At 66.2% G+C, this 26,331-nt stretch carries 26 protein-coding genes and 1 tRNA gene; 20 read left to right on the top strand and 7 right to left on the bottom strand.

Going from position 1 to position 26,331, the window contains the following annotated elements; genetic code table 11:
* Positions 1-54: 54 nt before the first annotated feature.
* On the bottom strand, positions 55-333 hold the full coding sequence (locus WJS89_RS06035; RefSeq protein ID WP_346340016.1) for an HNH endonuclease: 279 nt from the start codon (positions 331-333) through the stop codon (positions 55-57).
* Between the two features lie 65 nt (positions 334-398).
* Here WJS89_RS06035 and uvrB point away from each other — a divergent pair, with 65 nt between their 5' ends.
* Positions 399-2,594: an excinuclease ABC subunit UvrB gene (uvrB, locus tag WJS89_RS06030; RefSeq protein WP_346340015.1), complete on the top strand. Its 2,196-nt coding sequence runs from the start codon at positions 399-401 to the stop codon at positions 2,592-2,594.
* Here uvrB and WJS89_RS06025 read toward each other — a convergent pair.
* Entirely contained in the window at positions 2,591-2,935 is a 345-nt protein-coding gene (locus WJS89_RS06025) for a hypothetical protein (RefSeq protein ID WP_346340014.1), read from the bottom strand. The genes uvrB and WJS89_RS06025 overlap by 4 nt on opposite strands.
* Positions 2,936-3,115: 180 nt before the next feature.
* On the bottom strand, positions 3,116-4,639 hold the full coding sequence (locus WJS89_RS06020; protein ID WP_346340013.1) for a TIGR00341 family protein: 1,524 nt from the start codon (positions 4,637-4,639) through the stop codon (positions 3,116-3,118).
* 180 nt (positions 4,640-4,819) lie between these two features.
* Here WJS89_RS06020 and WJS89_RS06015 point away from each other — a divergent pair, with 180 nt between their 5' ends.
* Both WJS89_RS06015 and WJS89_RS06010 read left to right on the top strand, forming a co-directional pair.
* Positions 4,820-6,223, top strand: coding sequence for a hypothetical protein (locus WJS89_RS06015; protein WP_346340012.1), 1,404 nt, complete (start codon positions 4,820-4,822; stop codon positions 6,221-6,223).
* A 37-nt stretch (positions 6,224-6,260) separates the two neighbouring features.
* A complete protein-coding gene (locus WJS89_RS06010) occupies positions 6,261-6,869 on the top strand; it encodes a hypothetical protein (protein WP_346340011.1) in 609 nt (202 codons plus the stop codon).
* A gap of 97 nt (positions 6,870-6,966) precedes the next feature.
* Here the strand turns inward: WJS89_RS06010 and WJS89_RS06005 are convergent, their stop codons facing one another.
* On the bottom strand, positions 6,967-8,850 hold the full coding sequence (locus tag WJS89_RS06005; protein WP_346340010.1) for an autotransporter domain-containing protein: 1,884 nt from the start codon (positions 8,848-8,850) through the stop codon (positions 6,967-6,969).
* 204 nt (positions 8,851-9,054) lie between these two features.
* On the opposite strand from WJS89_RS06005, the gene WJS89_RS06000 reads away from it, so the two are divergent.
* The 8 genes from WJS89_RS06000 to hslU are packed head-to-tail and all read left to right on the top strand — an operon-like array spanning position 9,055 to position 14,624.
* Positions 9,055-9,648, top strand: coding sequence for a glycoside hydrolase family 108 protein (locus WJS89_RS06000; RefSeq protein WP_346340009.1), 594 nt, complete (start codon positions 9,055-9,057; stop codon positions 9,646-9,648).
* Positions 9,645-10,064, top strand: a complete 420-nt coding sequence (locus WJS89_RS05995) for a hypothetical protein (protein ID WP_346340008.1) — start codon at positions 9,645-9,647, stop codon at positions 10,062-10,064. The genes WJS89_RS06000 and WJS89_RS05995 overlap by 4 nt, the downstream gene beginning before the upstream one ends.
* The gene (locus tag WJS89_RS05990) at positions 10,061-10,441 is read left to right on the top strand and encodes a hypothetical protein (RefSeq protein ID WP_346340007.1); all 381 of its coding nucleotides are present in this window, start codon (positions 10,061-10,063) and stop codon (positions 10,439-10,441) included. Before WJS89_RS05995 ends, WJS89_RS05990 begins: the two co-directional genes overlap by 4 nt.
* Positions 10,442-10,454: 13 nt before the next feature.
* Positions 10,455-10,652 (top strand): hypothetical protein, encoded by a 198-nt coding sequence (locus WJS89_RS05985; protein ID WP_346340006.1) that lies wholly within the window; start codon positions 10,455-10,457, stop codon positions 10,650-10,652.
* 40 nt (positions 10,653-10,692) lie between these two features.
* Entirely contained in the window at positions 10,693-11,646 is a 954-nt protein-coding gene (locus WJS89_RS05980) for an alpha/beta hydrolase (RefSeq protein ID WP_346340005.1), read from the top strand.
* A gap of 24 nt (positions 11,647-11,670) precedes the next feature.
* Entirely contained in the window at positions 11,671-12,213 is a 543-nt protein-coding gene (hslV, locus tag WJS89_RS05975) for an ATP-dependent protease subunit HslV (protein WP_346340004.1), read from the top strand.
* A 15-nt stretch (positions 12,214-12,228) separates the two neighbouring features.
* Positions 12,229-13,269, top strand: coding sequence for an FAD-dependent oxidoreductase (locus WJS89_RS05970; protein WP_346340003.1), 1,041 nt, complete (start codon positions 12,229-12,231; stop codon positions 13,267-13,269).
* 32 nt (positions 13,270-13,301) lie between these two features.
* Positions 13,302-14,624, top strand: a complete 1,323-nt coding sequence (hslU, locus tag WJS89_RS05965; protein WP_346340002.1) for an ATP-dependent protease ATPase subunit HslU — start codon at positions 13,302-13,304, stop codon at positions 14,622-14,624.
* On the opposite strand, the gene WJS89_RS05960 is transcribed toward hslU, so the two are convergent.
* Both WJS89_RS05960 and WJS89_RS05955 read right to left on the bottom strand, forming a co-directional pair.
* Positions 14,604-15,323, bottom strand: coding sequence for a TIGR02117 family protein (locus tag WJS89_RS05960; protein WP_346340001.1), 720 nt, complete (start codon positions 15,321-15,323; stop codon positions 14,604-14,606). The two genes, hslU and WJS89_RS05960, sit on opposite strands and share 21 nt — an antisense overlap.
* A 218-nt stretch (positions 15,324-15,541) precedes the next feature.
* Positions 15,542-15,618 (bottom strand) — tRNA-Pro (locus WJS89_RS05955).
* A 188-nt stretch (positions 15,619-15,806) separates the two neighbouring features.
* On the opposite strand from WJS89_RS05955, the gene yajC reads away from it, so the two are divergent.
* The 9 genes from yajC (at position 15,807) to WJS89_RS05910 (ending at position 25,712) form a co-directional block, all read left to right on the top strand.
* A complete protein-coding gene (gene yajC, locus WJS89_RS05950) occupies positions 15,807-16,133 on the top strand; it encodes a preprotein translocase subunit YajC (RefSeq protein ID WP_346340000.1) in 327 nt (108 codons plus the stop codon).
* The gene (gene secD / locus WJS89_RS05945; RefSeq protein ID WP_346339999.1) at positions 16,133-17,767 is read left to right on the top strand and encodes a protein translocase subunit SecD; all 1,635 of its coding nucleotides are present in this window, start codon (positions 16,133-16,135) and stop codon (positions 17,765-17,767) included. Before yajC ends, secD begins: the two co-directional genes overlap by 1 nt.
* Before the next feature lie 15 nt (positions 17,768-17,782).
* The gene (gene secF / locus WJS89_RS05940; protein WP_346339998.1) at positions 17,783-18,745 is read left to right on the top strand and encodes a protein translocase subunit SecF; all 963 of its coding nucleotides are present in this window, start codon (positions 17,783-17,785) and stop codon (positions 18,743-18,745) included.
* Positions 18,746-18,785: 40 nt separating this feature from the next.
* Positions 18,786-19,574 carry an outer membrane protein assembly factor BamD gene (locus WJS89_RS05935; RefSeq protein WP_346339997.1) on the top strand — a complete coding sequence of 263 codons (789 nt, stop codon included), beginning with the start codon at positions 18,786-18,788 and terminating at the stop codon, positions 19,572-19,574.
* 65 nt (positions 19,575-19,639) lie between these two features.
* Positions 19,640-21,292 (top strand): DNA repair protein RecN, encoded by a 1,653-nt coding sequence (recN, locus tag WJS89_RS05930; protein WP_346339996.1) that lies wholly within the window; start codon positions 19,640-19,642, stop codon positions 21,290-21,292.
* Between the two features lie 64 nt (positions 21,293-21,356).
* Entirely contained in the window at positions 21,357-22,088 is a 732-nt protein-coding gene (locus WJS89_RS05925) for a dienelactone hydrolase family protein (protein ID WP_346339995.1), read from the top strand.
* On the top strand, positions 22,089-24,128 hold the full coding sequence (gene ligA / locus WJS89_RS05920; RefSeq protein ID WP_346339994.1) for an NAD-dependent DNA ligase LigA: 2,040 nt from the start codon (positions 22,089-22,091) through the stop codon (positions 24,126-24,128).
* 73 nt (positions 24,129-24,201) lie between these two features.
* Positions 24,202-24,561 carry a YciI family protein gene (locus WJS89_RS05915; RefSeq protein ID WP_346339993.1) on the top strand — a complete coding sequence of 120 codons (360 nt, stop codon included), beginning with the start codon at positions 24,202-24,204 and terminating at the stop codon, positions 24,559-24,561.
* A complete protein-coding gene (locus WJS89_RS05910; protein WP_346339992.1) occupies positions 24,543-25,712 on the top strand; it encodes an RNA polymerase sigma factor in 1,170 nt (389 codons plus the stop codon). The genes WJS89_RS05915 and WJS89_RS05910 overlap by 19 nt, the downstream gene beginning before the upstream one ends.
* Here WJS89_RS05910 and WJS89_RS05905 read toward each other — a convergent pair.
* On the bottom strand, positions 25,705-26,268 hold the full coding sequence (locus WJS89_RS05905; RefSeq protein ID WP_346339991.1) for a septal ring lytic transglycosylase RlpA family protein: 564 nt from the start codon (positions 26,266-26,268) through the stop codon (positions 25,705-25,707). The two genes, WJS89_RS05910 and WJS89_RS05905, sit on opposite strands and share 8 nt — an antisense overlap.
* Positions 26,269-26,331: the final 63 nt, after the last annotated feature.

The following is a 26,331-nucleotide window of genomic DNA, read 5'->3' as shown; positions in this document are numbered from 1 at the left end:
GTCTCCTGACGTGTGGCAGGCAGTCTAGGAGCCGGGGCGCGCAGGGCAAGCCCTTCAACCGCGTGCGCGGCGGGTGGGGGCGTGGAAGTCGGCGGGCTTGTTCGCGATCCACTTGAGGAAGGTAGCGATCGCGGGGGCGGCGCGAAGCCTCCCGAGATCGTCACCGATCGCTTCCAGCTCCTTGTTGGTGAGGCTGGCGTGAAGCGTACGGTGGCAGATCGGATGGACGGGTTCGGTCAACCGTCCGCCGCGCGACTTGGGCACGGGATGGTGCTTTTCGACGCGGCGGCCGAGGGGGCGTTCGCACAGCCAGCAGGTGTCGGGAGGATGCATTCGCGCCAAGAATGCGGTGACCGGGGAACTGGCGCAAGCCCTGTGCGCTCCCCATATCACGCACCATGGCCATCCAGATCCGCACCACGCTTGCCGAGCCCGAAACGGGGGAGGAATTCACCCCGCACCGTCCCGCGCGCCCCGAGAAGGCCGAGGGAGGCCGGAAGTTCGAGCTGGTGAGCGAATATGAGCCGGCGGGCGACCAGCCGACCGCGATCAAGGAACTGGTCGAGGGCATCCGCGACCATGGCGAGGACAGCCAGGTGCTGCTCGGGGTCACGGGATCGGGCAAGACCTTCACGATGGCCAAGGTCATCGAGACGTTGCAGCGGCCGAGCCTCGTGCTGGCGCCCAACAAGATCCTCGCGGCGCAGCTCTACGGCGAATTCAAGAGCTTCTTCCCCAACAATGCGGTCGAATATTTCGTCAGCTATTACGATTATTACCAGCCCGAGGCCTATGTGCCGCGCACCGACACCTACATCGAGAAGGAAAGCTCGGTGAACGAGGCGATCGACCGGATGCGGCACTCGGCAACGCGCTCGCTGCTGGAGCGCGACGACGTCATCATCGTGGCGTCGGTAAGCTGTCTCTACGGGATCGGGTCGGTCGAGACCTATTCGGCGATGACGTTCAGTCTGAAGAAGGACGACACGGTCGACCAGCGCGAGATCATCCGCAAGCTGGTGGCGCTGCAGTACAAGCGCAACGATGCGGCGTTCGCGCGCGGCAGCTTTCGCGTGCGCGGCGACAATCTGGAGATTTTCCCGTCGCACTATGAGGACATGGCGTGGCGGGTGAGCTTCTTCGGGGACGATATCGAGGAGATCCTCGAATTCGACCCGCTGACCGGCAAGCCGGGCGCCAAGCTCGACCGCGTGAAAATCTACGCGAATTCGCACTATGTGACGCCGGGGCCGACGCTCGAACAGGCGCGGCACGCGATCAAGCACGAGCTGGAGGAGCGGCTGAAGGAGCTGGTGGCGGAGGGCAAGTTGCTCGAGGCGCAGCGGCTGGAGCAGCGCACCAATTTCGATCTCGAGATGATCGCCGCGACGGGGTCGTGCGCGGGGATCGAGAATTATTCGCGGTTCCTGACCGGGCGCCTGCCGGGCGAGCCGCCCCCAACCTTGTTTGAATATCTGCCCGACAATGCACTGCTCTTCGTCGACGAAAGCCACCAGACGGTGCCGCAGATCGGCGCGATGGCGCGGGGCGACCACCGCCGCAAGATCACGCTGGCCGAGCATGGCTTCCGGCTGCCGAGCTGCATCGACAATAGACCGCTGCGGTTCAACGAATGGGACGCGATGCGGCCCGAGACGATGTTCGTCTCGGCGACGCCGGGGCCGTGGGAGATGGAAGAGACGGGCGGCGTCTTCTCCGAGCAGGTCATCCGCCCGACCGGGCTGATCGACCCGCCCGTCGAGATCAAGCCGGTCGAGGACCAGGTCGACGATCTCGTCAACGAAGCGCGGCTAACGGCCAAGCGCGGGTATCGCACGCTGGTCACGACGCTGACCAAGCGGATGGCCGAGGACCTGACCGAATATATGCACGAGCAGGGCATCAAAGTGCGCTACATGCATTCGGACGTGGAGACGCTCGAACGCATCGAGCTGATCCGCGATCTGCGGCGCGGGGTCTATGACGTGCTGGTGGGCATCAATTTGCTGCGCGAGGGGCTCGACATTCCCGAATGCGGGCTGGTCGCGATCCTCGATGCCGACAAGGAGGGCTTCCTGCGCTCGGAGACGAGCCTCATCCAGACGATCGGACGTGCGGCGCGCAACGTCGATGGGCGGGTGATCCTTTATGCCGACCGGGTGACGGGATCGATGGAGCGGGCGCTGAACGAGACGCAGCGGCGCCGCGAGAAGCAGCTCGCCTATAACGAGGAGCATGGCATCACGCCGCAGTCGACCAAGCGCGCGGTCGAGGATCTGCTCAAGGACGTGCGCGATGCGACGGCGTCGGGCGCGGGCAAGATGGAGAAGGACGCCCCGCCGCTGCAGGGCTCGAACCTGCGCGCGCATATCGAGGGGCTGGAGGAGAAGATGCGCAAGGCTGCCGCCGATCTCGAGTTCGAGACGGCCGCGCGCATCCGCGACGAGATCCGCCAGCTCGAAGAGGACGAGCTGGGCATCCCCGAGGCCGAGCGGTCGGCGCCGCGCGTCGGCTATTCGAATGCGGGGCGGCCGGGAACGCGCAAGGACCGCTTCGGCAAGACCCGCTACAAGAAGATGGGCGGGCGGCCTTAGCGCAGCACGTCGTGGGCGGTCATCCGCCGTGCATAGATGATGAGCGCGATGGTGACGGCGAAGATGGCGATGATGAAAGCCATGTACTTGATCGTGTTCATATCGCTCGGCATGCCGGACAGGAAGAAGCTGTAGACGCTCGATCCGACGAGACCGACGAGGCTGACGATGAACGCGTGGAGCGCGAAGCGGCTGCGCGCGAGCAGCAGTATCGACCCCGCGACGGCACCCCACACACCGAGCGCCCAGAATGCCTCCATCCAAGCCGGAAAGCCGTAGAAATAGGCGAGCTGTTCCTCGCTGAACTGGCCCATGTAGGACGCGTTGCGCGTTTGCGTCATAGATAGTCGAACGCGCCGAAGGCATTCCACAGCAGCGACACGATGCCGACGATCCACAGATGGATGGGCGTCGTGCGCGCGGCGGTGGCGTTGGTGGTGACGATCCGGTCGGTCATGTCGCAGTCCCCCTTGTTCGCGATGAACGGCGCGATGATGCGCCGCCCGGCCAAGGAGGTCAAATCAGTCGGAAAGATCGACCGCCCAGTCGGTACGGACCACGGCAGGGTCGCCTTCGACCACTCGCGTCTCGATCGCGCGCAGCCCCCGCTCGAGAAGGAGCGAGCGGACGTTGAAGACGGCGCTTTCCTCGCCCGTGAGGCGAACGGGGAGTTCGCGGCGCTGCGCGGCCCAGGCGATGATGGCGATGGCGGCGAGGTCGGGACCGTCGTCTTCGACGATGGCGACGTCCGGCAGCGCCCGGAGCGGTGGTACCAGTTCGATGCGCCAGCCGGGTGCCTGATCGAGCAGACGGCTCTCGAGCCGACGATAGGCGTCGAGCGAGGCGCCTTCGAGCGGTTGGGCGGCGACGCGCGCACGCCGCTTTTCGCGGTCGATGACGATGTCCGCGGGCGCGACTCCGGCGACGAGGGCGAGCTTGTCGACGAGCGTGTCGATTTGCCGCTGCATATCTTCGGCGGCGGCGCGGCTGCGTGCGGCGGTCAGCGCAGCCTGTTCGGCGGCCCGGTTGCCGATGTCGATCTGCACGATTTCGACGATCGCGGGCTGGCCCAGCAGGTCGGCGAGCCGCTGCTGCGCGCTCGCCTCGGCACCCTCGACAAGTCCTGGGGTCAGCACGGTCGCGGTAATCGACAGCGGGCTGCTGTCCCAGTCGACGTCGAGCTGGTCGAGACGTGCGCGAGTGTCGAACTGGTCCTTCACGACCGTCTGGATGGTCCGTTCGGAGGTGGCCTGGAAGGCGATGTTGCGCAGCGACAGGGTCAGCGGCACGGCGAGGACGACGAGGGCGGCGATGATGATCGAGCTCTGCACCCAGCCGCGCTTCTTCGACAGGCTCGAGCGAAAGCCGTAAAGCCGCGCGATGAAGGCGGACGTGGCGGCGATGGTGACGAGGTTGGTGATGAAGAGCATCAGCGCGCCGCCGAACACGGTCCAGTTCCAGGTGGCGAGGCCGAAGCCCACGACGGCGAGCGGCGGCATCAGGGCGACCGCGATGGCGACCCCGACGATGGTGCCCGCGCGTCCTCGGATCATCGCGTAGGAGCCTGCCAGCCCCGAAAAGAGCGCGACCGCAAGATCGAGAAGGCTTGGGTTGGTGCGGCTGGCGATTTCGGGCGTGATCGTCTGGATGGGACTCATCCAGCTGATGAGTGCGGCCAGGAGGATCGAGGCAATCGCGCCAACGAAAAGCGTGCGGCCCGCTTCGCGCATCCATTTCACGTCCCAGATGGCGAGCGCGAAGCCCGCACCGATGATCGGGCCCATGAGCGGCGACAGAAGCATCGCGCCGATGACCACCGCGGGCGAGGAGAGGATGAGGCCCAGGACCGCGATGCCGGCCGACATCGAGGTCATGAAGATGTAGCGCCCGCCGAGGTCGCACTCGTCCTTCACCCGCGCGATGGCATCGAGCTGATCGACACTCTCGACCAGATTGTGGCGCCACCAACGGCGCAGAAAGGCGAGGATGCGGACGGGGTCGCGCGACTGGGGACGATGTCCCGGAGGAGGGGGGATGGCAGTCATCGGAACGAGGCATAGAGGGATGCGGCGGGCGCGACAATCGCGGGCAAGCGGACCCGTCGCGCGCCAGTCCTGTCGCCAGGGGGCCACAGCGTATGGGAAAACGGCCGGGCCGCGCTTGAAACCGGCGCCGACACATGTAGGGGATTTGCCGACCTTTACTCGAATAAACGAGTGCAACCGATGCGTATCTCTACTGTGCTCGCCAGCGCTGCGGCGCTTTCCCTCATGTCCTGCGGCGGCGGTAGCGGCGGAGGAGGATCGAGCGGCGGCGGAGACTCGGCGCCGTCCGTCCAGATCCTCTCGCCCGCGGACATCAGCGTTGCCGAGGACCGGCTATCGGCCGTCGAACTCAGCCTTGCCAACGGCGCGGGGGCGACCTTCTCGATCAGCGGCGGCGCGGACAGCGCGCTGTTCCGGCAGGAAGGCAATACGTTCTCGTTTCGTGGGCCGATGAGCTTCGAGACTCCGCGCGATGCGAACCGCGATAATGTCTACGAGGTCGAGATCATGGTGCGCGCGAACGGCACGACCGATCGCCAGCTGTTCCGGATCACGATTACCAACAGCAAGGAAGGCGTCGCGGTCACGCGGGCGGCGACGTTCGGCACCGAGATCGCGGCGGCGACGCTGCATTTCGGAGATCTGATGATCGCGGCCAGCCGGGGCGGGCAACTCTTCGAATATCAACTTGCCAATGATGCAGTCGTCGACCGGGGCAGGCTGTTCGGGGTCGACGGCACCACGACGACCATCGAGGCGATCGGCACGTTCGACGATGGCGTGGGCGGCTATGACGTGCTGGCCTATGTGCGAAAGGGCGGCGCCACCGGGCGAACCGTCGAGACATGGTTCTACGCCGACGGCACCAATCGCGCGCCTCGGGTCATCGACAGCGTGACCTTTGCGAGCGCCGATCTCGTCCATGTCAGCGCCGAACGAGACCTCGTGGCTTATGGCGACAACGGCCAGCCGCTCGCCGCGCAGAACGACGGCAGCAAATTCGGCAAGGCCTATGTGCTTATGCGCGACTATAGCGCCGCGTCGACCACATCGGTGCGGCTGCTCGGCAGGGGCCTGCGACTTCCGATCGTCAGCTACGACAATACCCGCTATCCGCTGCTCACCGACGAGGGACAGGCGAGCCGCGAGCTCAATGGCATGCTGCAGGCGTTTTTCGACATCAATTTCGAATGGCCGGTCAAGGACGGCTTCGAAGACACGGGCGTCAGCGGGGTCAGCCTTGCCGGCGAACGAAGCCCGCCGCTCCATGCGGTGGCGCGCTCGTCGCAGGACGATCGTTCGACGCGCTGGATCGGGGCTGCGGCGTCCCGTTTCGTGACGATGGATTCAGACTATATCGTGGTGCGCGCCGATGGCAGCGTGCTGGCCTTCACCGACTATTACGAGCGCCCAGTGGGCGACCGCGCCGAGAACCGGACCGCCGATTTCGCGCCCGACACTGGCAGGATCGATCGACCGGTGATGGTGGGGCTCGCCAATGATCCGGTCAGCGGTGCGATGTACGCGCTACCCGTAATCGTCGATGGCGACGGCGACATCTTCCTCGTCGGCGGGACGAGCTGAACTTGGCGAACGGCGTGCATGTGCCTACATGGGAGGCATGAGACACGCCCTAGCCCTGCTGCCGCTCCTCGCCCTCGCCAGCGCCTGCGCGCGCACCGAACCGGTGACCGAGGAAGAACTGGAAACCGTCGACACCGCGCCCGCGCCTGCGCTCGACGATCTCGAGGTCTCCGACGATGGTCCCGATGCGCTGCCGACCAGCGCGATGGGCTGGCTCGATGCGGACGATGCGGTGGTGCTGGGCGCCAGCCGGGATGATCCGACCTTGCAGATCGCCTGTGCCGACGGCGACAGCGGGCTGGTGCTGACGCGCTACGGCGTCGAAGGCGACGGGACGGCGGGAACGCTGACCATCGTCGGAAATGGTGCGAGCGCGCGGGTACCGGTGGTCGCGGCCGAAGCGGGACAGGAAGGCGAGTTCAACTGGACCGCGACGCTTGCGCGGGGCCAGCTGGCGGAGCGGATCCGCACGGCCTTTCTCGTCGACGAGCCGGTCAACATCACCGCCACCGGCGTCGAACCGATCGTGGTATCGCCCGCGCAGAACCTGCGCGACCTGCTCGATCGCTGTGTCGGCGATACGAATGCGAGCGAGGACGAGGGCGAGGCCGCGGAGACATCGCCGGCCGCGGCGGGCGCGCAATAGCGCCGTCAAATCCATTTGCCGAGACGAAAGAAGGGCGGCGCGACCGGAGATGGTCGCGCCGCCCTTTCTTGTCGCAGCCTACGCTTCGGGCGCGTGACTAGAAGCCGAGGCTGAGCCCGACCTGCGCGCTGGCGTCGTTGCCATCGTCCTTCCACAGCGAGAAGCTCATTCCCGCGTTGAGGTCGACCGCGCTGCCGAGACGCGCCGAGAAGCCCCCGGCGACGCGGCCGTAGATCTCGTCGCTGACTTCTTCGGTCATCCAGCTGTTGACGATCGTCGGCGAGGCGTTCTGGAAGAAACTATAGGTGCGCTGGTCGGCGTCGAGTTCCTGTTCGGCGAGCAGGTTCGCCCAGGGGCGGATCTGGATGCCGTAGCCGGCGAAGTCGCCGCGCATCTCGAGACCCGCATTGCCGCGCAGCGACGAGAAGCCGGGATCGGTAATGGTCAGCGCAAGCGCGGGGTCGCCCGACTGGCTGTAGGTGTCGCCATCCACGTCGGTGTAGGACACCCCGACGACGGGGCCGATGCGCGCCCCTGCGATATTGGCGAGATAGCCGACGCGACCGCCCGCGAACATGTGATCGCGCTCGCTCTCGGCGTAGAGCGACAGCTCGTCGATGACTCCGACGCGGCCGATTTCATACTGGCCGGTGCCGAGGCCGCCATGGGCTTCGAGGAACAGCGGGCCGATGGCGAAGGTACCGTAGACGGCCCCGCTCCAGGTCTCGCCGTCGACGCGGTTGGCATCGTCGGCATATTCGCCCTCGGGCTTGCTGTAATGACCGGCGATGCCGACCATGCCATTACCGAACCCGAGCTCGAGCCCGGCCGAGACGCCCGCGCCATTCATGCGGAAGCTGTCCGAATGATCGGTCATGATCGTGGTGCGGGTGAAGCCGTCGCCCTGCACGTAAACGGCCAGACCCTGGGCATAATCGCCGTCACGCGGCGAGCGCGAGGCAAGGCGGCCTTCGATGACGCGGTTCATGCGCTGAGCATTCTCCATCGCCAGCGTGCTGGGGCCGTCCATCTTCAAGGGCGCGTCGAGCTGAAGAGCGACATAACGCGCGATGACGTTGAAGCCCGCCGACGTCAGGTGGACGCCATCGCCATAATAGACCGACTGGCTGGCGACCGCGCTGTCGAGTGCGCAGCCCAGCGTCGCGGGGTTAGCAGGGTTGAAAGGGGTGCACGACAGGCTCGAGAATCCGAACGCGTCGAGGTTGTTCGAGATATTCGCACCGACCACGTCGAGGTCGAGATAGTGGACCATCACGCCCTGGCTCGCCAGCTGGGCGAGGACGGGGGTCACGCCGGCGACATAAGCGTCGTTGTAGGCGGTGCGGATGGCGGCAGCACTGGCGGGGTTCGGCTGGGCCACCACTTCGGGAAGCGCGGCGGAGTTGCCGCCGATCCAGCTGATGTTGCGCGCGCCCGCCTGAACGACCGCGCCAAGCGCCTGCGTGGCACCCGCGATACTGCCTTGCGCGGCAGCCGAAGCGCCAGCGACCGTGCCACCGAGAAGCTGATAGTCGCGGCTGTCGTTGCCGCCGATGTTGAAGGTCACGAGATCGTTCTCGTCGAAGGTGCCCGAGACGCTCGGGAAGACGTTGGGCACACCCGGGATGCCGAGGCTGCCGCCGGCGAGGAAGCTGCCGATCTGGAAGTCGAGACCCGGAAGGCCCGCGTTGACATTGTCGCCGTCAGCCTGCGCGCCGCCGATCGCGAAATTGTCCACGGGCGCGTTGAGGATATCGGACAGGCTGTCGATATAGTTGGTGCCGTCGGAGAAACGGCCGTTCGAATAGACGACCGTGGTGACGGGGTCGATGCCGCCCAATTCGAAGGCGTTGCCGTCGTCGGCATAACTGTCGCCGAACGCGACGATACGGTCGATGCGCTGGGCCTGTGCGGCTTGCGGCAGCGCGATGGCAGCGACCGCGCCGAGCATCGAGGCGCGCAGCAGATGGATCTTGGTCACGTGAAATTCCTCCCTGACGAGCGGCGAACGGTGCCGCATCTCAGAGGGGAGAATGCCGCCGCGCGCGTTTCAACACAAGTGTCAGAATAGTCACAGGCGCTGACCTCGAATCGATGCGACGACGGCAGGTATTGGAAAAAATTCTGTCCTACAGATAACCCATCTGGTTATATAACTCCGACTCGGAGGGTAGGAGGCAGACCGATGAAACCGATGCATTTCGCAACGCCGGAAGGGCGGCTCGCCTTTCTCGACCGGCTGATCGACAATCTGATCGACCGGGAGGGAGGCTATGTGGATCATCGCGACGACGCCGGCGGTCCGACGCGTTTCGGGATCACTGAGAAAGTGGCGAGGGCCCACGGCTATAACGGCCCGATGGCGATGCTGCCGCGCGAGGAAGCGCGGGCGATCTACAAACGGCTGTTCTGGTTCCGGCCGCGCTACGACGATGTCGCCGAGCGCGCACCGATGATCGCGTCGCAACTGTTCGATACGGGCGTGAACATGGGGCCGGCGGTCGCCACGACCTTTCTGCAGCGCGCCTTGACGGCCTTGAACCGGCAGGGACGCGACTACCCCGACCTCGTGCCCGATGGCAGGATCGGCAAGAAGACGCTGGCGGCGCTCGACAGGTTCATGGCGATGCGCGGCGATGCGGGGGGCGAGAAGGTGTTGCTGCGGGCGCTGGAGGCCTTGCAGGGCGAGCGGTATCTGGCGCTGGCGGAGCAGCGACCCGCGAACGAGAGCTTCCTCTACGGCTGGCTGGCCAACCGGCTGGGGCCGATCGACGAATGATCGGCGCGTGGATCTTCCGGCGGCGAACGCGCGAGCCGGTGTCGATGCGCAAGCCCGAGCGGACGCTGGACGCTGCACCCGCGCCGGTGCCGAGGATCGTGCTGCCCACCAAATGGACCGCACGCGACTGGCGCGCGATGATCGCCTTGTGGGCGTCGATCATCGGGGCGGGGGTGCTGACGCTGCTGTTCGTCTGGACTGTACGGATGGTGCGGCGGATCGCCGATCTCGCGCCCGAGCTGATGGCGCGTGTGCTCGATGCAGTGACGGGATTCACCTACGGGTTGCTGATCATCCTTGGGGCGATCCTCCTGTCGCTGGGGCTGGCAATCAACCGGCGCAGTTTTTCGGCAAAGGCGTTCGGCGCGAGCATCGAGGCTTCGGGCGGCGCGCGTCACGCGGACGAGCCGTCATGAGGGGCTGGTGGCGGGGGCTGAACCCGGTGGTGGCGCTGTTGGCGGGGCTTGCGCTGCTGGTCGCGGCGGGGGCGGCGATGCCGATCTGGTGGCACGCGCATCAGAAGCGGGTGGCCGAAGCGCGGCTCGGAAAGGCCGAGGCGGAGGCCGCACTCCGAAGCGGGCGCGAGGCGGTCGAGACGATCGGCAAGGCACAGGGGCGCGAGGCGGCGGGGGCGGCGCTGTCGCACGCCAATCGGAAGGAGATCGAGGATGCGGACGGAGCGGATGCGCTTGTGGATGGCGGCGTTCACGGCGCTGGCCTTGACGGGCTGTGCCGGCGCGCGGCCTATCGTGACGGCGAGCGGTGCCGATTGCGCGGGGCTGGTCCCAAGTGAATGGCGCGGCGGCGTGGCGGGCGCGCCGCTGCCGGGCGAGGAAGCCGTGGTCGGGGACTGGATCGCCTTCGCCGACGAGCAGACGGGGCGGCTCGACACGGCGAACGGGCGCATGGCCGACGCGATGAGCATCGTCGAGGCGTGCGAAGCGAATGCGCGCGCAGCGACGAAAACGCGGCGAAGCGGGTTGTTGCGATGGCTGGGGCTCTGAACGATTTGTTCGCGCGCGCAACATTTGGTAGGTTGCGATCATGAACCTACCGCGCCTTCGTCGCCCTCACCTGCCCGACCGTGTACCGCTCAAGAGGCGGGCACGACGGTTCGCGCGGCGGCTGGCGGCGGCAGGAGAGAATTCGCTCTATCTGCTCGACCGCGTCGGCGTGTCGCCGGTCGCGCTGCTCGACCGCGCGAGCAGGGTCCGCGAGCCCAAGAACGTCGTCCGCCAGCGGGGGCACGGTGTCGCTTTCGGGGTGCATCCACGGCAGCGGCTCGACATCTACGCCCCGGTCAAGCGGGGGAGCGATCCGCTGCCGATCGTACTTTTCTTCTACGGCGGAGGATGGGTACGCGGGCATCGCAGCGAATTCGGTTTCGTCGGACGGGCGTTGGCGGCGCGTGGATTTCTCGCGGTGCTGCCCGACTATCGGCTGGCGCCCGAGCATCGCTTTCCCGCCTATCTCGAGGATGGTGCGCTGGCACTCAAATGGGTCGTCGAGCATGCCGCCGAACTGGGGGGCGACCCGACACGGATCGCGGTGGCGGGCCATAGTGCGGGCGGGCATCTGGCCGGACTGCTGGCGCTCGACGGTCGTTATGTCGAAGCGGCGGACCTCCCCCAGGATACGATCAAGGCGGCAGCGCTCATTTCGGCGCCAACCAACTTCCTGCCGTTCGTCGACCCGCGCGCGATCGCCGCGCTGGGGACGCACGAACCGGCGCACGAAACCCAGCCCTATCATTTCGCGCGCGGCGACGCGCCGCCCTTGCTCCTCCAGCACGGTACGTCCGACATCATCGTACGCGCACGCAATGCACAGCAACTGCATCGCAAGATCGAGGCGGCGGGGGGCGTGGCGGAGCTGAAGCTCTACCGGCAGGCGAGTCATTCGGATCCGGTCAAGGCGTTCAGCCCGATGTTCGGCGGGTTGCCGGTGCTCGACGACCTGCAGGATTTTCTCGACGCACGGCTCGGCTTGCAGGACTGAGCCGGGCGCCCCACATCGCTTGGCATGAGCGATACGATCAAGATGCACGGAACGACGATCCTCGGGGTGAAACGCGAGGGAAAGACGGTGATTGCGGGGGACGGACAGGTCTCCCTCGGCAACACGGTGATGAAGCCCAATGCGACCAAGGTCCGGCGGCTGGGCAAGGAGGGCAAGGTCATCGGCGGGTTCGCGGGCGCGACCGCGGATGCCTTCACCCTGTTCGAACGGCTGGAGAAGAAACTCGAGGAGCATTCGGGCAAACTTCTGCGCGCGGCGGTCGAGCTGACCAAGGACTGGCGGACCGACAAATATCTCCGGAATCTCGAGGCGATGATGATCGTCGCGGATGCCGAGACGCTGCTGATCGTGACTGGTAACGGCGACGTGCTGGAGCCCGAAGGCGGGATCGCGGCGATCGGCTCTGGCGGCAATTACGCGCTTGCCGCGGCGCGGGCGCTGGCGGACTATGAGTCGGACCCGGAGAAACTGGCCCGCAAGGCGATGGAGATCGCCGCCGAGGTTTGCGTGTTCACCAACGACCGGCTGACGGTCGAGACCGTCTAGGCTATCGTGCGGCGGATGGATCGCCGCACCTTTCTCACTGCTACCGGTTCGGGCCTGTTGCTGGCGGGATGCGCCGGGCGCGTGGCGGTCGACCCGCGCGCGATGTGCCGCGCGGTGGCGGACGTTTCCGACGCGCGGTTCTTGAAGGCGACGGCCGGACTTCGACCGTTTCGTAACGAGGGATTCGTTCTCGAGCGGCAGGCGCTTGGTGGAAAGACGCTCGTGCACAATTATGGCCACGGCGGAGGAGGCATTACCCTTTCGTGGGGATGCTCGACAATGGCGTGCGACCTTGTGCCGCGCCATGTGCCGGCGGCGGTGATCGGCGCGGGGGTCATGGGACTGACGACGGCGCGGCTCCTACAAGAGCGGGGACAGGACGTCACCATTCTTACCGCGGAGCTGCCCCAGGCGACGACCAGCTGGGTATCGGGCGGGCAGGTCAAGCCGACGGGCGTGGGCAGGCGCCTCGCGCCGGAGAAACGACGGCAGCTGATGAGCGCGATGGCGATTTCGTGGGAGCGGTTCCAGGCACTGGTCGGGACGCGCTACGGGGTGCGTTGGCTCGACACGTTCGAAGCGGCGCGCGGGGGCCGAACCGCGCTGGAAGACCGCTATTTTCCGGTGCTCGACGAAGCGCAGGGGCTGCGACGCTTTCGCACCATGTATGTCGAGACGCCGCGCTATCTTTCCGAACTGCTGGCGGATTTTCTGCGCGCGGGCGGCCGGATGCGGGTGCGGCGGTTCGGCTCGCTGGACGAGGTCGCCGCGCTCGACGAGCCGGCGATCGTCAACTGCACGGGGATCGGCGCGCGGGCGCTGGTGAGCGATGCAGGGATGATCCCAATTCGCGGGCAACTGGCGCTGGTCGAGCGCCAGCCGGGGATCGACGTCGCCTACAATCTGCCCGAGGGATATTGCTTTCCACGCGACGATGCGGTGCTGCTGGGTGGCACATGGCAACGCGGCGACCGGTCGCGTGAGCCCGACCCTGCGACGACCGCGCGCATCCTTGCTGCGCACCGCGAGATTGCGGCGACACGCTGCTTCACTTGAAGGGCGGGGCGAGCGGTCCCACGTTCGCTTCCATGAACGAACATATTGCGATCACCAAAGCGCAGCCGCTCACGCCCAAGGCGATCGTCGCGGCCTTGGACGAGCATATCATCGGCCAGAAGGACGCCAAGAAAGCGGTCGCCGTGGCGCTGCGCAATCGCTGGCGGCGCCAGCAGCTGGGACCCGAGCTCAAACGCGAGGTGACCCCCAAGAACATTCTCATGATCGGGCCGACCGGCTGCGGTAAGACGGAGATCTCGCGGCGGCTGGCGCGGCTTGCCGATGCGCCCTTCGTGAAGGTCGAGGCGACCAAGTTTACCGAGGTCGGCTATGTCGGACGCGACGTGGAGCAGATCGCGCGCGACCTCGTCGAGGAAGCCGTGCGGCTGGAACGCGAGCGACGGCGCAAGAAGGTGAAGAAAGCGGCCGAGGAAGCGGCGATGGATCGGCTGCTCGACGCGCTGACGGGCAAGGGATCGAGCGAGGCGACGCGGGCGAGTTTCCGCGAGCGGTTCAAGGACGGCAGTCTCGATTCCAGCGAAATCGAGATCGAGGTGGTGGAAGCGCCGTCCTCGCCCTTCGACGTACCGGGCCAGGGCGGGATCGGGATGATCAACCTTGGTGACATGATGAAGGGTCTGGGCGGCAATATGCCCAAGAAGAAGCGTAAGCTGAAGGTCCCCGCCGCTTACGAGCGGCTGGTCGACGAGGAGGCGGACAAAAGGCTCGACGATGATGACGTGAACCGCGCCGCGCTCGAGGATGCGGAGGCGAACGGCATCGTCTTCCTCGACGAGATCGACAAGATCGCGGTGAGCGACGTGCGCGGCGGGTCGGTGAGCCGCGAGGGCGTGCAGCGCGACCTGTTGCCGCTGATCGAGGGGACGACGGTGGCGACCAAATACGGGCCGCTCAAGACCGACCATATCCTGTTCATCGCGTCCGGCGCGTTCCACGTCGCCAAGCCATCGGACATGCTGCCCGAGCTGCAGGGGCGCTTGCCGATCCGCGTCGAATTGCGCGCGCTGACGAAGGAGGATTTCGTCGCGATCCTGAAGGATACGCGGGCGAGCCTTACCGACCAGTATCGCGCGCTTCTCGGCACCGAGGATGTTGCAATCGACTTTACCGACGAAGGCATCGACGCGCTGGCGCAGATCGCCGCGGACGTGAACGAGAGCGTCGAGAATATCGGCGCGCGGCGGCTGCAGACGGTGATGGAGAAACTGCTCGAGGACATCAGTTTCGAGGCCGAGGAGCGCGCCGGTGAAACGGTGACGGTCGATGCCGCCTTCGTGAAGGATCAGCTTGCCGGCATCGCCGGCGACACGGACCTATCGCGCTACGTTCTCTGACGGAACGCGATAGCGCCACGGCAGACCCTGCGCGAAGGGACTCCACAAGCTCGTTTCCACGCCGGCCAGGCGAAGCCGGCCGGCGACCCACTGGTTGCACGTCCGCACGGCGCTGAAGCCGCCGTGCGCTTCGTAGAAGGCGTCGGAGGCGCCATAGCCGGCGGTATCGGCGAGCCGCTGCGGGCGGCCGTCTTTGCCGAGGTCGAAGCTTGCGCGGACCGACTGGAAGAGGCGTCGATACTGTTCGGGCGTGAGGCGGATTTCGGCGACGGCGAAGCCGGTCGGGGGAGGGACGTACTGGACGTGCATCACCCGCTCACCCGACACGAGCGCACGCGCTGCAACGGCGGGAGTGAGGTCCGACCAGTTTTGGGCGGTCGTGTAGACGCCCTTATCGCCCGCGCCGATCATGACATGGCTGGCATTGGCCCAGGCGGGGTCGGCGAAGTCGGCGGGCGGAAAATCGTCGCGCCAGTCGAGGCCCTGTTCGATGACGGGAAAAGCGATGTCGAGGTGGACACCGTTGCTGACCAGCCAGACGGTCGGGCCGGTGTCGGGCTCTCGCCAGTCGCGGTTGAGGGGGACGAGGCTGCCGACCAGTGCGACGAGGAGGTAGAGCGCGATCGGGGCGAGCAGGATTAGCGCGAGGCGCTTGGGCCAAGACGCTTTTCTCGATCTGCGGCGACGCCGTCTGGCCAAATCCGTTCATCCTCAGCTTGTGGAACGACCGTCCCTCGTTCTCGCGCAGAAAGCATAGGACAGAACCGCCCTTCGACAAGCTCTGGGCGAATGGTGCACTGATGAGCCGGTGGGAGTCGGTAAGGCGGATGGTGCTATGTCGTGCAGTCCGACCCGACATTCGTCGGAGCTTTTACGCGAAACCGCCCCCCCGGCGGTCGCTTCGTCTGCAAAAAAGATGGTCGGGGAGACAGGATTCGAACCTGCGACCCCCACACCCCCAGTGTGATGCGCTACCAGGCTGCGCTACTCCCCGACCCGTCCCGCGGCGCTTTGGGTGGCCGCGAGCGTGAAGGCGCCTCTAGCGTCCCCCGCCACCCGACGCAAGCCGCTTGGCAATCCACACGCGGGCGTGGTAGGCGCGCGCATCTTGCAATCGGGGGGAGCGGCACGATCTAGCGCATCGTCCGACCGGTTCCGCCCAACCCTATCGAAGAAGTGCCCATGACCCTTATGACGCTCGCCGCCGCCGCAGCCCCTTCGGGCGCCGCCGGATTCTTCATCCAGATCTTCCCGCTGCTGCTCATCTTCATCATCTTCTGGTTCCTGCTCATCCGTCCGCAGCAGAAGCGGATGCGCGAGCACCAGGCGCAGATCGCGGCGGTCAAGAAGGGCGACCGGATCGTGACCGGCGGCGGACTGATCGGCAAGGTCACCAAGGTCAGCGACGACGAGGTCGAGGTCGATCTCGGCGGCGGGCAGAAGGTCCGCGCCGTCAAGTCGACGCTCACCTCGGTGATCGATCCCAAGGCCTCCGCGGCGAACGACTGATGCTCGACTTTCCGCGCTGGAAGGTCTTCTCGATCTTCGCCATCATCGCCGTGGGCGTCCTGCTCGCGATCCCGAGCCTCCTGTCGAAGCAGCAGCTCGAGAATTATCCCGATTTCCTTCCTGACAGCCAGATCAGCCTCGGGCTCGATCTTGCGGGCGGTTCCTACCTGCTGCTCGAGGCCGACGACGCCGATCTCCAGAAGCAGCGGCTCCAGAACATGGAAGACGCGATCCAGAGCGAGCTTCGCCGCGAGGAGCCGCGTGTCCGGATCGGCGGCATTTCAAGCGAGGACGGTCGCCTGTCCTTCATGGTCCGCGAGCCGAGCCAGGTCGATACGGCGGTCGAGCGGCTGCGCGCGATTACCGAGCCCGTCGGACTGACGGGCCAGCGCGACTGGAACGTGACCGTCCAGGATTCGACGCGCATCATCCTGACGCCGACTCCGGACGGTAACCTTCGGGCCCTCGATGAGGCCGTGACGGTCGCGCGCGACGTGGTGCGTCGCCGCATCGATCCCTCGGGGACGCGCGAAGTGACCGTACGGACGCAGGGCGAAAACCGCGTGCTGGTGCAGGTGCCGGGCGTCGAGGATCCCGAAGCGCTGAAGAACCTCATCGGCAAGACCGCGCGGCTCGAGTTCAAGCTCGTCAACCTCGAGGCCAATCCGGCCAACTTGAGCCAGGACCGCGCCCCGCCAGGAAGCGAAGCCTTTCCCTATCCCGATGCGCCGCTCGGCGTTCCCTATATCGGTTACAACCATCCCGACGGAATTCCGCGGATCGGGCTCGAACGCCGCACGATCGTTTCGGGCGACCAGCTCACCGACGCGCAGCAGAGCTTCGATGAAAACGGGCAGCCGGTCGTGGCGATCACCTTCGACACGCAGGGCTCGCGCCGTTTCGGTCGCGTGACGCAGGAGAATGTCGGCGAGCCCTTCGCGATGGTGCTCGACGGATCGGTGCTGTCGGCGCCCAACATCGAGGAACCGATCCTCGGCGGACAGGCGCGCATCTCGGGGAATTTCACCGTCGATAGCGCAGGCAGCCTCGCGATCGCGCTGTCGTCGGGCAAGCTGCCCGTGAAACTCGACGTGGTCGAGGAGCGCACCGTGTCCGCCGACCTCGGGCAGGATTCGATCGAGAAGGGCGCGATGGCCGCGATCGTCGCGACACTGCTCGTCATCCTCTACATGCTCGTGACCTACGGACGCTTCGGGGTCTATGCGAACGCCGCGCTCGTCATCAACGCGTTCCTGATCCTTGCCGCGATGGCGGTCTTCAACGCGACGCTGACGTTGCCGGGGATCGCGGGCTTCGTGCTGACGGTCGGTGCGGCGGTCGACGCGAACGTGCTCATCAACGAGCGCATCCGCGAGGAATTGCGGCGCGGACGAAAGGTCATCGACGCGGTCGAGCACGGCTACAAGGAAGCCTCGACCGCGATTTTCGATGCGAACATCACCAACACGATCGCCGCTGCGATCATGTTCTATTTCGGCTCGGGGCCCATTCGCGGCTTCGCGGTCGTGCTCCTGATCGGGACCATCACCTCGGTGTGGACCGCGGTCGTCTTCACGCGGATGCTGGTGGCGCGCTGGGTGCGCAAGACCCGTCCCAAGACGCTGAACATCTAGGGGCGGAGAGAAACGATGAAATTGCTCAAGCTTGTCCCGGACAACACCAACATCGACTTCATGCGCTTTCGCAATCTCGCGATCTGGCTGACGATGGCGCTCGCCGTCGCGGGCTTCGCAGTGACCGCGGTGCGCGGCCTCAACCTCGGCATCGACTTCGTCGGCGGCCAGTCGGTGCAGGCTGACTTCGAACAGCCGGTCGAGATCGAGGAATTGCGCGCCAAGGTGAACGGCCTCGATCTGGGTGAAGCCTCGATCCAGGAGTTCGGCGACCCCACCACCTTCCGTATCCGTCTGCCGCGCCCCGAAGGCGACGAGGCGGCGGCCAATGCGGTCGTCACCGAAGTGCGTACGATGCTCGAGGCCGAATATCCGGGCGTCGACGTCGGCTCGGGCGAATCGGTGTCGGGCAACGTCAGCGAAGAACTGGCGATGGACGGCACCTTGAGCCTCGTCTTCGCGAGCCTCGGGATCGCGCTTTACATCTGGCTGCGGTTCGAATGGCAGTTCGGGGTCGGCGCGCTGGCGACGCTGTTTCACGACGTCGGGCTGTTGCTCGCCTTCTTCTCGATCACGCAGTTGCAGGTCGACCTCAACATCGTCGCGGCCTTCCTCACGGTGATCGGCTATACGGTGAACGATACGGTCGTCATCTACGACCGCATCCGCGAAAACCTGCGCAAGTACCGCAAGATGGGGATCGTCGATCTCATCAACCTCAGCCTTAACGAGACGCTGTCGCGCACCATCGCGACTTCGTTGACGCTGCTGATCGCGATCGGCACGCTGCTCGTGCTCGGGCCGCAGGTCATCTTCGGACTGACGATCGCAATCTTCCTCGGGCTGTTCATCGGGACCTATTCCTCGATCTATATCTCGGCGCCGGTCCTGGTGTTCCTCGGCGTCACGCCCGACAGCTTCGTTCATGATGACGACAGCGTCGGTAAGGAACGACGCGACGACGGTGCGGTCGTCTGACCGCTTGGCGCGCGAAAGAAGGAAGTGTAGGCAGCAGTTCATGGCAAAAATCCGTTTCACCAGGGGCCTGATGGCCGCCGCGCTCGTCCTTCCGCTCGCTGCCTGCGCCGGAGGTGGCGGGGGCAACCGCGCGATCGACACGAGCTATGTCGCGCGCGACGTCAACACACTCTACTCGCTCGCCAAGCAGAATCTCGACGACGGGCGCTACGACCGTGCGGCGCTGCTGTTCGCGGAGGTGGAACGCCAGCATCCCTATTCGGTCTGGGCGCGGCGCGCGCAGCTGATGGGGGCGTTCAGCTATTATATGGCACGTGATTATGTGGAGACGGTGTCGGCGGCGAACCGCTTCCTCGCGATCCACCCGGGCAACAAGGATGCGCCCTACGCCAACTATCTCATCGCGATGAGCTATTATCAGCAGATCGAGGATATCAGCCGCGACCAGAAGATCACCGAACAGGCGCGCGATGCCTTCGGCGAGCTCGTCCGCCGCTATCCCAACACGCGATATGCCGCCGATGCGCGGATCAAGATCGACCTCGTCAACGACCAGCTGGCAGGCAAGGAAATGGCGGTCGGTCGTTTCTACCAGGACAGCCGCCGCTGGATTCCCGCCACCGTCCGCTTCCGCAACGTGGTCGACGATTTCCAGACGACCGCGCATGTGCCCGAGGCGCTGCACCGGCTCGTCGAAAGCTATCTCGCCCTCGGCGTTCCCGAGGAAGCGCAAAAGGCTGCGGCGGTGCTGGGCGCGAGCTATCCCGACAGCGAATGGTACGAGCGCAGCTACGAGCTGATGCAGGATTATCGCGCCGACCAGGGCTGAGGCATCGCGCCCAATCCATTTTTACGCGTTGATGCGCGGGGTCGCCCCGCGATAAGACGGGCGCCATGCTGACGCGCCTCGCCATCCGGAATGTCGTCCTCGTCGAGGCGCTCGAGCTCGGCTTCGAGCCCGGCCTTGGCGTGCTGACGGGCGAAACCGGGGCGGGCAAGTCGATCCTGCTCGATTCGCTCGGGCTGGCACTGGGCGCGCGGGCCGATGCGCGTCTGGTGCGCGACGGGGCCGAACGGGCCGAGGTGAGCGCGGAAGTGGACGTGCCTGCCACGCATCCCGCTTTCGCGATCCTCGAAGAGGCCGAGATCGAGAGCGATCCGGGGGAGCCACTCTTGCTGCAGCGGCGGTTGAAAGCGGACGGCGGATCGTCGGGCAAGCTGATGGGGCAGGCAGCACCCGCGCGGGTCATTCGTTCGCTGGGCGAGACGCTGGTCGAGATTCACGGCCAGCATGCCGACCGCGGATTGCTCGACGCCGCCTCGCATCGCGCGATGCTCGATGCCTTCGGACAACTCGACGGCGAGACCGTCGCGGCAGCGTGGCGGCGACTGAGCGAACTCAGGCGCGATCATGCGGCGCTCGCCAAGCAGGCGGACGAGGCAGCTGCGGACCGCGAATGGCTCGACCATTCGATCGCGGAACTGGAGAAACTGGCCCCGCAACCCGACGAGGAAAGCGAGCTTGCCGAGCGGCGCCAGCAGATGAAGGACGCTGCGCGGATCGAGGACGATCTTGCCGGGATCGAACCTTTGCTGTCCGGCGGCGACGGGGCGCTGACGCAGATGCGCCAGGCGGCGCGCGCGTTCATGCGGGTGCACGAGGTGCACGAAAGTCTCGCCAGTGCGCTGACCGCGATCGACCGCGCGATCATCGAGGCCGACGAGGCCGAGCGGCTCTACACGCAAGCGCGCGAGGAACTGCGGCACAATCCGACCGAACTGGACGAGGCCGAAGAGCGGCTGTTCGACTTGCGCGGCATGGCCCGCAAGCACCGCGTCGAGGTCGAGGCGCTGCCCGAACTGCTCGAAGAGTTGCGCGAACGCCGTGCGGCAATCGAGACGGGGAGCGAGCGCCTGGGTCAGCTCGAGGCGGCGATCATCGTCGCCGAGGCTGAGTATGACACGGCGGCCGACGCTTTGTCGGGCGCACGCGAGGAAGCGGCGGCGCGACTGGATGCTCGGGTGATGGAGGAGTTGGGGCCTCTGAAGCTCGGCGCCGCGCGGTTCGTGACCGAACTCGCGCCCTGCGATCCGGGGCCGCAGGGCATCGATCGCGTCGAATTCACCATTTCCACCAATCCCGGCTCGCCCTTCGGGCCATTGGGCAAGATCGCGAGCGGCGGCGAACTGTCGCGCTTCCTCTTGGCACTGCGCGTGGCGCTGGCGGAAGTCGGCGGCGCGGGCACGATCATCTTCGACGAGATCGATCGGGGCGTCGGCGGCGCGGTGGCGAGCGCGATCGGCGAACGGCTGGCGCGGCTGGCCGAGAAGCACCAGGTCCTCGTCGTCACCCATTCGCCGCAGGTCGCGGCGCGCGCCGCGCATCACTATCGCATCAGCAAATCGAGCGCGGACGGAGTAACGCGCACCCATGTCGTGAAGCTCGAAGAGAGCGAACGCGCCGAGGAAATCGCGCGGATGCTGTCGGGCGCGGATGTCACCGACGAAGCGCGCGCGGCTGCATTGAAACTGATGGAAGCGGCGTGAGAGGAAACTCGGGGGCCGGTCGGCCCGTTCGGGTGGCGAGACTCACCAACAAGGATGCGACCCGATGAACCATAGCGAACTCCAGCAGACCCACGAGGGCACCGACCTCCTGCACCTGACGATGGACGACGGGTCGGGACAGGCGCGGCCCGGAGTCGTGATCCTGCCGAGCTTCCTCAACCGGGGGCCGGTGGAGAAGGATTACGGCCAGCGGCTCGTCGATCTAGGCTATTCGGTGCTGGTGGCGGACACGCTCGGCAAGCATCTGCTCGATCTCGACGGCAGCAAGGAAGAGGATCGCAACAAGGCGTTCGAGGTCATGAACGAGAAGCTCGAGGACCGCGGCGCCTATGTGAAGCAGCAGCGGGCCATTCTCGACCTTGCGAAAGGTCTCGACAGTATCGATGCCGACAAGGTCGCGGTGATGGGCTTTTGCTTCGGTGGCCTGTGCACCCTCGACCTCGCGCGTTCGGGTGCCGACTTCCAGGTCGCGGCGAGCTTCCACGGCCTGTTGAAGGTGCCCAACTTCAAGACGGAGAAGGTGAAGCCCAAGGTTGCGGTGTTCCACGGCTGGGACGATCCCATGGCCCCGCCCGCCGATGTCGTGAGCCTTGGACAGGAATTGACCGAACAGGGCGCGTGCGACTGGCAGATCCATACCTATGGAGGGGTCGGTCACGCCTTCACCAATCCCGATGCTTCCAAGCTGGAAATCGACGGCGTGAAGCATAATGCCACCGCTGCCGAACGAAGCTGGGACAGCTTCTGCGACCTGCTCGAGGCGACGCTGCGCTAGATGGACGCCAGCCGTTTGAGCGAGGCGGAGGCCGCCAACCGGCTGATGCGGCTGGCCCGTGAGATCCGCAAGGCGGACGCCGCCTATCACGATCGCGACGATCCGACGATGACCGACGCGGAGTATGACGCGCTGGTCGCCGAGAACCGCGCGCTCGAAGAGGCGTTTCCGAAGCTCGTGCGCGAGGACAGTCCGTCCAAACGCGTCGGTCACGCACCGTCCTCGCCGCTGTCGAAGGTTACGCATGCGCGTCGGATGATGAGCCTCGACAATGGGTTTTCCGCCGACGAAGTGCGCGAGTTCGTGGCGCGGGTGCGGCGCTTCCTGAGCCTCGAGCCCGACGCGCCGGTAACGCTCACCGCCGAACCCAAGATCGACGGCCTGTCCTGTTCGCTCCGCTACGAGAAGGGCGCGCTCGTGCTTGCCGCGACGCGCGGCGACGGAACGGTCGGCGAGGACGTGACGCCCAATGCGCGCACGATCGCCGACATTCCACAGCAGTTGGACAATGTCCCCGACGTGCTCGAGGTCCGCGGCGAGGTCTATATGGGGAAGGACGATTTCGCGGCGCTCAACCGGCGACAGGAAGAAGCCGGCGCAAAGATTTTCGCCAACCCGCGCAACGCGGCGGCGGGAAGCTTCCGGCAGAAGGACCCGGCGGTGACGGCGGCGCGGCCGCTGCGGTTCTTCGCGCACGGCTGGGGCGAGATCGGCGCGCTGCCGCACGACACGCAGTCGGCGATGGTCGAATGGCTCGGCACGCTGGGCTTCCCGATCGCCGATCATTTCGAGCGCTGCGAAACGGTCGATGACGCGTTGGCGACCTATGATGCGATCGGTGCGGCGCGGGCGGATCTCCGCTACGATATCGACGGGGTCGTCTACAAGGTCGACCGGCTCGACTGGCAGGAGCGGCTGGGCTTCGTCGCCAAGGCGCCGCGCTGGGCGCTGGCGCACAAGTTTCCGGCCGAGAAAGCGGAAACGACATTGGAAGCGATCGATATTCAGGTCGGGCGCACCGGCAAGTTGACGCCGGTCGGACGGTTGACGCCCGTAGGCGTCGGCGGGGTGATCGTCTCCAACGTCACGCTGCACAATTTCGACGAGATCGACCGCCTGGGCGTGCGACCCGGCGATCGGGTGCGCATCCAGCGGGCGGGCGACGTCATCCCGCAGATCGTGGAGAATCTGTCGCCGCATAACGGGCGCGCGGCCTATCCGCGCCCCGCCGTCTGCCCGATTTGCGATAGCGAGGCGGTTGCCGAGGAAGGCGAGGTCGATATCCGGTGCACGGGGGGGCTGGTGTGCGACGCACAACGCTTCGAGCGCTTGAAGCATTTCGTCAGCCGCGGCGCGATGGATGTGGACGGCCTCGGCGCGAAGACACTCGAAGATTTTCTCGCCCGCGGATGGGTCGAGAAGCCGTCGGACATCTTCCTGCTGCGCGGGAAGCGCGGCGCAATCCTCTCGCTGGAAGGCTGGAAGGAAAAGTCGGTCGATAATCTGCTGGCTGCCATCGATGCGCGGCGCGGGTTCGATGCGGCGCGGTTCCTCTTCGGACTCGGTATTCGCCATGTCGGCAGCGTGACCGCGCGCGACCTCATGAAGCGGTTCGGCACCATCGAGGCGCTCATGCAGGCCGCCCGGGGCGACGACGCGCTGGCGCAATTGTCGGCGATCGACGGGGTCGGCGAGGTCGTCGCGCAGGCGGTCGTCGATTTCTTCCACGAGCCGCATAACCGCGAGGAAGTCGCCCGTCTGATCGAGCGGGCGGCGCCGGCGCGCTATGAAGTTGCGGTCAGCGAGACGCGTTGGTCGGGCAAGACCATCGTGTTCACCGGCAAGCTGGAAAGCGTCAGCCGCGATGAAGCCAAGGCACAGGCCGAACGCATGGGCGCCAAGGCAGCGGGGAGCGTGTCGTCCAAAACCGACTTGCTGGTGGCGGGGCCGGGCGCGGGGTCGAAATTGAAGAAGGCCGAAGAACTCGGCATCGCGGTGATGAGCGAGGAGGAATGGCTCAAAGAAATTTCCGGCACCTGATGTCGCATCGCGCCGGTGGGCGGCGTCTATGGTGCGAGACCTGCATGGGGCAGGCTTCAGACGGGAGACCGACATGCAATATCTGCTGCTGATCAACGAAGACGAGCGTGTCTATCATAGCGACGAGGGCGCGGCGCTCATGGAACGGACGCTCGCCGGGCATATGAAGCTTATCGAGGAACTGGAGGCGAGCGGCCAGCAATGGTCGGGCATTCGGCTCAAGGGCAATGCGACCGCAACCACGCTTCGCTACGAAAATGGCGGGCCGCCGGTAGTTCGCGACGGGGCTTTTGCCGAGACGCACGAGGAACTTGGCGGCTATTATCTGATCGACGTCGCCGATCTCGACGAAGCGATCGCGTGGGCGAAGAAGATCCCGATCCCCGGCAACGGAGCGGTCGAGGTACGACCGGTATGGCCGGACGAGGACTAGGGGCCGATGCGATGGCGGTGCGGCCACGCGTGGTGGCCGCGCTCGCCGCGCAGTTCCGCGACCTCGAAGCCGCCGACGAGGGGTTCGACGCGGCGGTAGAGAAACTGGTGGCGAGCGGTTCGCGGCCCGACGATGTCGCGGCTTTTCTGTTCGTTGCGGCGAAGCGTTCGATCATCGACACGCGCCGCAAGTCGGTACGCGAGCAACGGGCGATCGAAGGCGCCGTGACCCTTGCCGAACCCGCCGTGATCGCCTTCCCAGAAGCAGTGCCCGACGAACGGCTGCGGCTACTGTTCATTTGCTGCCACCCGGCGATCGGTCTCGAAGCAAGGGCGATGCTCGCGCTGCGGATCGTTCTCGGGGTCGAGGTGGGCGCGATTGCGTCCGGGTTTCTTCTGAACGTCGATGCGGTGCGCCAGCGGATTACGCGGGCAAAGGCGAAGGTGGGGGCGGCAGGCATTCCGTTCGAACTGCCGCACCGCCGCAACTGGGGGGAGCGGGTCGAGGCGATCCTCCTCGCGCTCGAGCAGGCCTATGTCGCGGCCTACCGCGAGGGAGCGCGCGACGAACTCACGGCCGAGGTGGAGCGGCTGGCGGAAATGCTGGTCGACCTGTTGCCCGACGAGCCCGAGGCGCGGGCGCTCGCGGCGCTTGTCCTGCTCGCACGGTCGCGCCAGGCGGCACGCGGGGGCGGGAACATACCGCTTAGCGAACAGGACAGCGCCTTATGGGATCGGGAAAGGATCGAGCGTGCGCGCGCGCTTCTCGATGCGCCGTTTGACGGTCGGCCCGGGCGCTTCCGGATCCTGGCGCTTATTCACCTGACGCACGCAAGGCGCGCCTTCGGTGCCTCGACGGACTGGCCGGCTATCGTGAAACTCTACGATGCACTCGCCACGCTCGACGGCGGGCCGACCGTGGCCATCGCGCGCGCAGTGGCGATGGCGCAGGCGGGCGATGCTGGCGCCGCGCTGGAGGCGTTACCGGAAGAAAGTCATGATTACGCGCCATGGCATGCTGCACGCGGCGACATCCTCGCGCGGCTGGGTCGCGGTGATGAAGCACGCGCGGCGCTGGAACGGGCGCTGTCGTTGACCCAAGGCGACGGGCCGCGCGCCTTGCTTCGGGCGCGGCTGGAACGGCTTAGCTGATCGTGCGCAGCGTGACGGTGCCGGTGCCGCTCGGCGTCATGCCGATGGCGTCCGAGGCAGCGCGGCTGAGGTCGATGGCGCGGTTGCCGTGGAAAGGGCCGCGGTCGTTGATGCGGACGGTGACGGCCTTGCCGTTCCGGACGTTGGTGACTTCGACCATGGTGCCGAAGGGAAGGGTGCGGTGCGCCGCCGTCATGGCAGCGGGGTTGAAGATTTCGCCGCTGGCCGTCGGGCGGCCGGCGAAACGCTTGCCGTAATAGCTGGCCCGGACCGGCGTCAGCACTTCCTCGGTCGCCGCCGACTCTTCTTTCTCCGCCAGCACCGAAAGATCGGTGATCATGGCATCGTCGGGGATCGGCTGGCCAACGCGCAGCACCATGTCGCGCGGCATGTTGTCGCCCGCATCGACGGGCTCGGCGGGCGCGAAACCCGCGACCGCCAGGGCCGGAAGGATGGCGAAAACCGAAAGACGCACGCGCAGTCGCGAGTGCATCTTGCGATTGGCCGAGGTGCGCGCAAGGCGGCCCCGAATGCTCTGGATTGTTGATGTCCCCATAACGCGCCGCCTCATACCCGGGGCTGGGAAACCGGCAAGTCGCGTGTTCCAGAATGCGGTATG

This window comes from Sphingomicrobium aquimarinum (genome assembly GCF_039655735.1).
GTDB lineage: Bacteria > Pseudomonadota > Alphaproteobacteria > Sphingomonadales > Sphingomonadaceae > Sphingomicrobium > Sphingomicrobium aquimarinum.
Note: the sequence above shows the minus strand (reverse complement) of the source record. Positions and strands in the feature narration are given on the sequence as shown.

Bases quoted from the DNA above. Each gene is read 5' to 3' on its own strand.
- WJS89_RS06035 (WP_346340016.1), bottom strand. From the start codon at position 333: ATGCATCCTCCCGACACCTGCTGGCTGTGCGAACGCCCCCTCGGCCGC.
- uvrB (WP_346340015.1), top strand. From the start codon at position 399: ATGGCCATCCAGATCCGCACCACGCTTGCCGAGCCCGAAACGGGGGAG.
- WJS89_RS06025 (WP_346340014.1), bottom strand. From the start codon at position 2,935: ATGACGCAAACGCGCAACGCGTCCTACATGGGCCAGTTCAGCGAGGAA.
- WJS89_RS06020 (WP_346340013.1), bottom strand. From the start codon at position 4,639: ATGACTGCCATCCCCCCTCCTCCGGGACATCGTCCCCAGTCGCGCGAC.
- WJS89_RS06015 (WP_346340012.1), top strand. From the start codon at position 4,820: ATGCGTATCTCTACTGTGCTCGCCAGCGCTGCGGCGCTTTCCCTCATG.
- WJS89_RS06010 (WP_346340011.1), top strand. From the start codon at position 6,261: ATGAGACACGCCCTAGCCCTGCTGCCGCTCCTCGCCCTCGCCAGCGCC.
- WJS89_RS06000 (WP_346340009.1), top strand. From the start codon at position 9,055: ATGAAACCGATGCATTTCGCAACGCCGGAAGGGCGGCTCGCCTTTCTC.
- WJS89_RS05995 (WP_346340008.1), top strand. From the start codon at position 9,645: ATGATCGGCGCGTGGATCTTCCGGCGGCGAACGCGCGAGCCGGTGTCG.
- WJS89_RS05990 (WP_346340007.1), top strand. From the start codon at position 10,061: ATGAGGGGCTGGTGGCGGGGGCTGAACCCGGTGGTGGCGCTGTTGGCG.
- WJS89_RS05980 (WP_346340005.1), top strand. From the start codon at position 10,693: ATGAACCTACCGCGCCTTCGTCGCCCTCACCTGCCCGACCGTGTACCG.
- hslV (WP_346340004.1), top strand. From the start codon at position 11,671: ATGAGCGATACGATCAAGATGCACGGAACGACGATCCTCGGGGTGAAA.
- WJS89_RS05970 (WP_346340003.1), top strand. From the start codon at position 12,229: ATGGATCGCCGCACCTTTCTCACTGCTACCGGTTCGGGCCTGTTGCTG.
- hslU (WP_346340002.1), top strand. From the start codon at position 13,302: ATGAACGAACATATTGCGATCACCAAAGCGCAGCCGCTCACGCCCAAG.
- yajC (WP_346340000.1), top strand. From the start codon at position 15,807: ATGACCCTTATGACGCTCGCCGCCGCCGCAGCCCCTTCGGGCGCCGCC.
- secD (WP_346339999.1), top strand. From the start codon at position 16,133: ATGCTCGACTTTCCGCGCTGGAAGGTCTTCTCGATCTTCGCCATCATC.
- secF (WP_346339998.1), top strand. From the start codon at position 17,783: ATGAAATTGCTCAAGCTTGTCCCGGACAACACCAACATCGACTTCATG.
- WJS89_RS05935 (WP_346339997.1), top strand. From the start codon at position 18,786: ATGGCAAAAATCCGTTTCACCAGGGGCCTGATGGCCGCCGCGCTCGTC.
- recN (WP_346339996.1), top strand. From the start codon at position 19,640: ATGCTGACGCGCCTCGCCATCCGGAATGTCGTCCTCGTCGAGGCGCTC.
- WJS89_RS05925 (WP_346339995.1), top strand. From the start codon at position 21,357: ATGAACCATAGCGAACTCCAGCAGACCCACGAGGGCACCGACCTCCTG.
- ligA (WP_346339994.1), top strand. From the start codon at position 22,089: ATGGACGCCAGCCGTTTGAGCGAGGCGGAGGCCGCCAACCGGCTGATG.
- WJS89_RS05915 (WP_346339993.1), top strand. From the start codon at position 24,202: ATGCAATATCTGCTGCTGATCAACGAAGACGAGCGTGTCTATCATAGC.
- WJS89_RS05910 (WP_346339992.1), top strand. From the start codon at position 24,543: ATGGCCGGACGAGGACTAGGGGCCGATGCGATGGCGGTGCGGCCACGC.
- WJS89_RS05905 (WP_346339991.1), bottom strand. From the start codon at position 26,268: ATGGGGACATCAACAATCCAGAGCATTCGGGGCCGCCTTGCGCGCACC.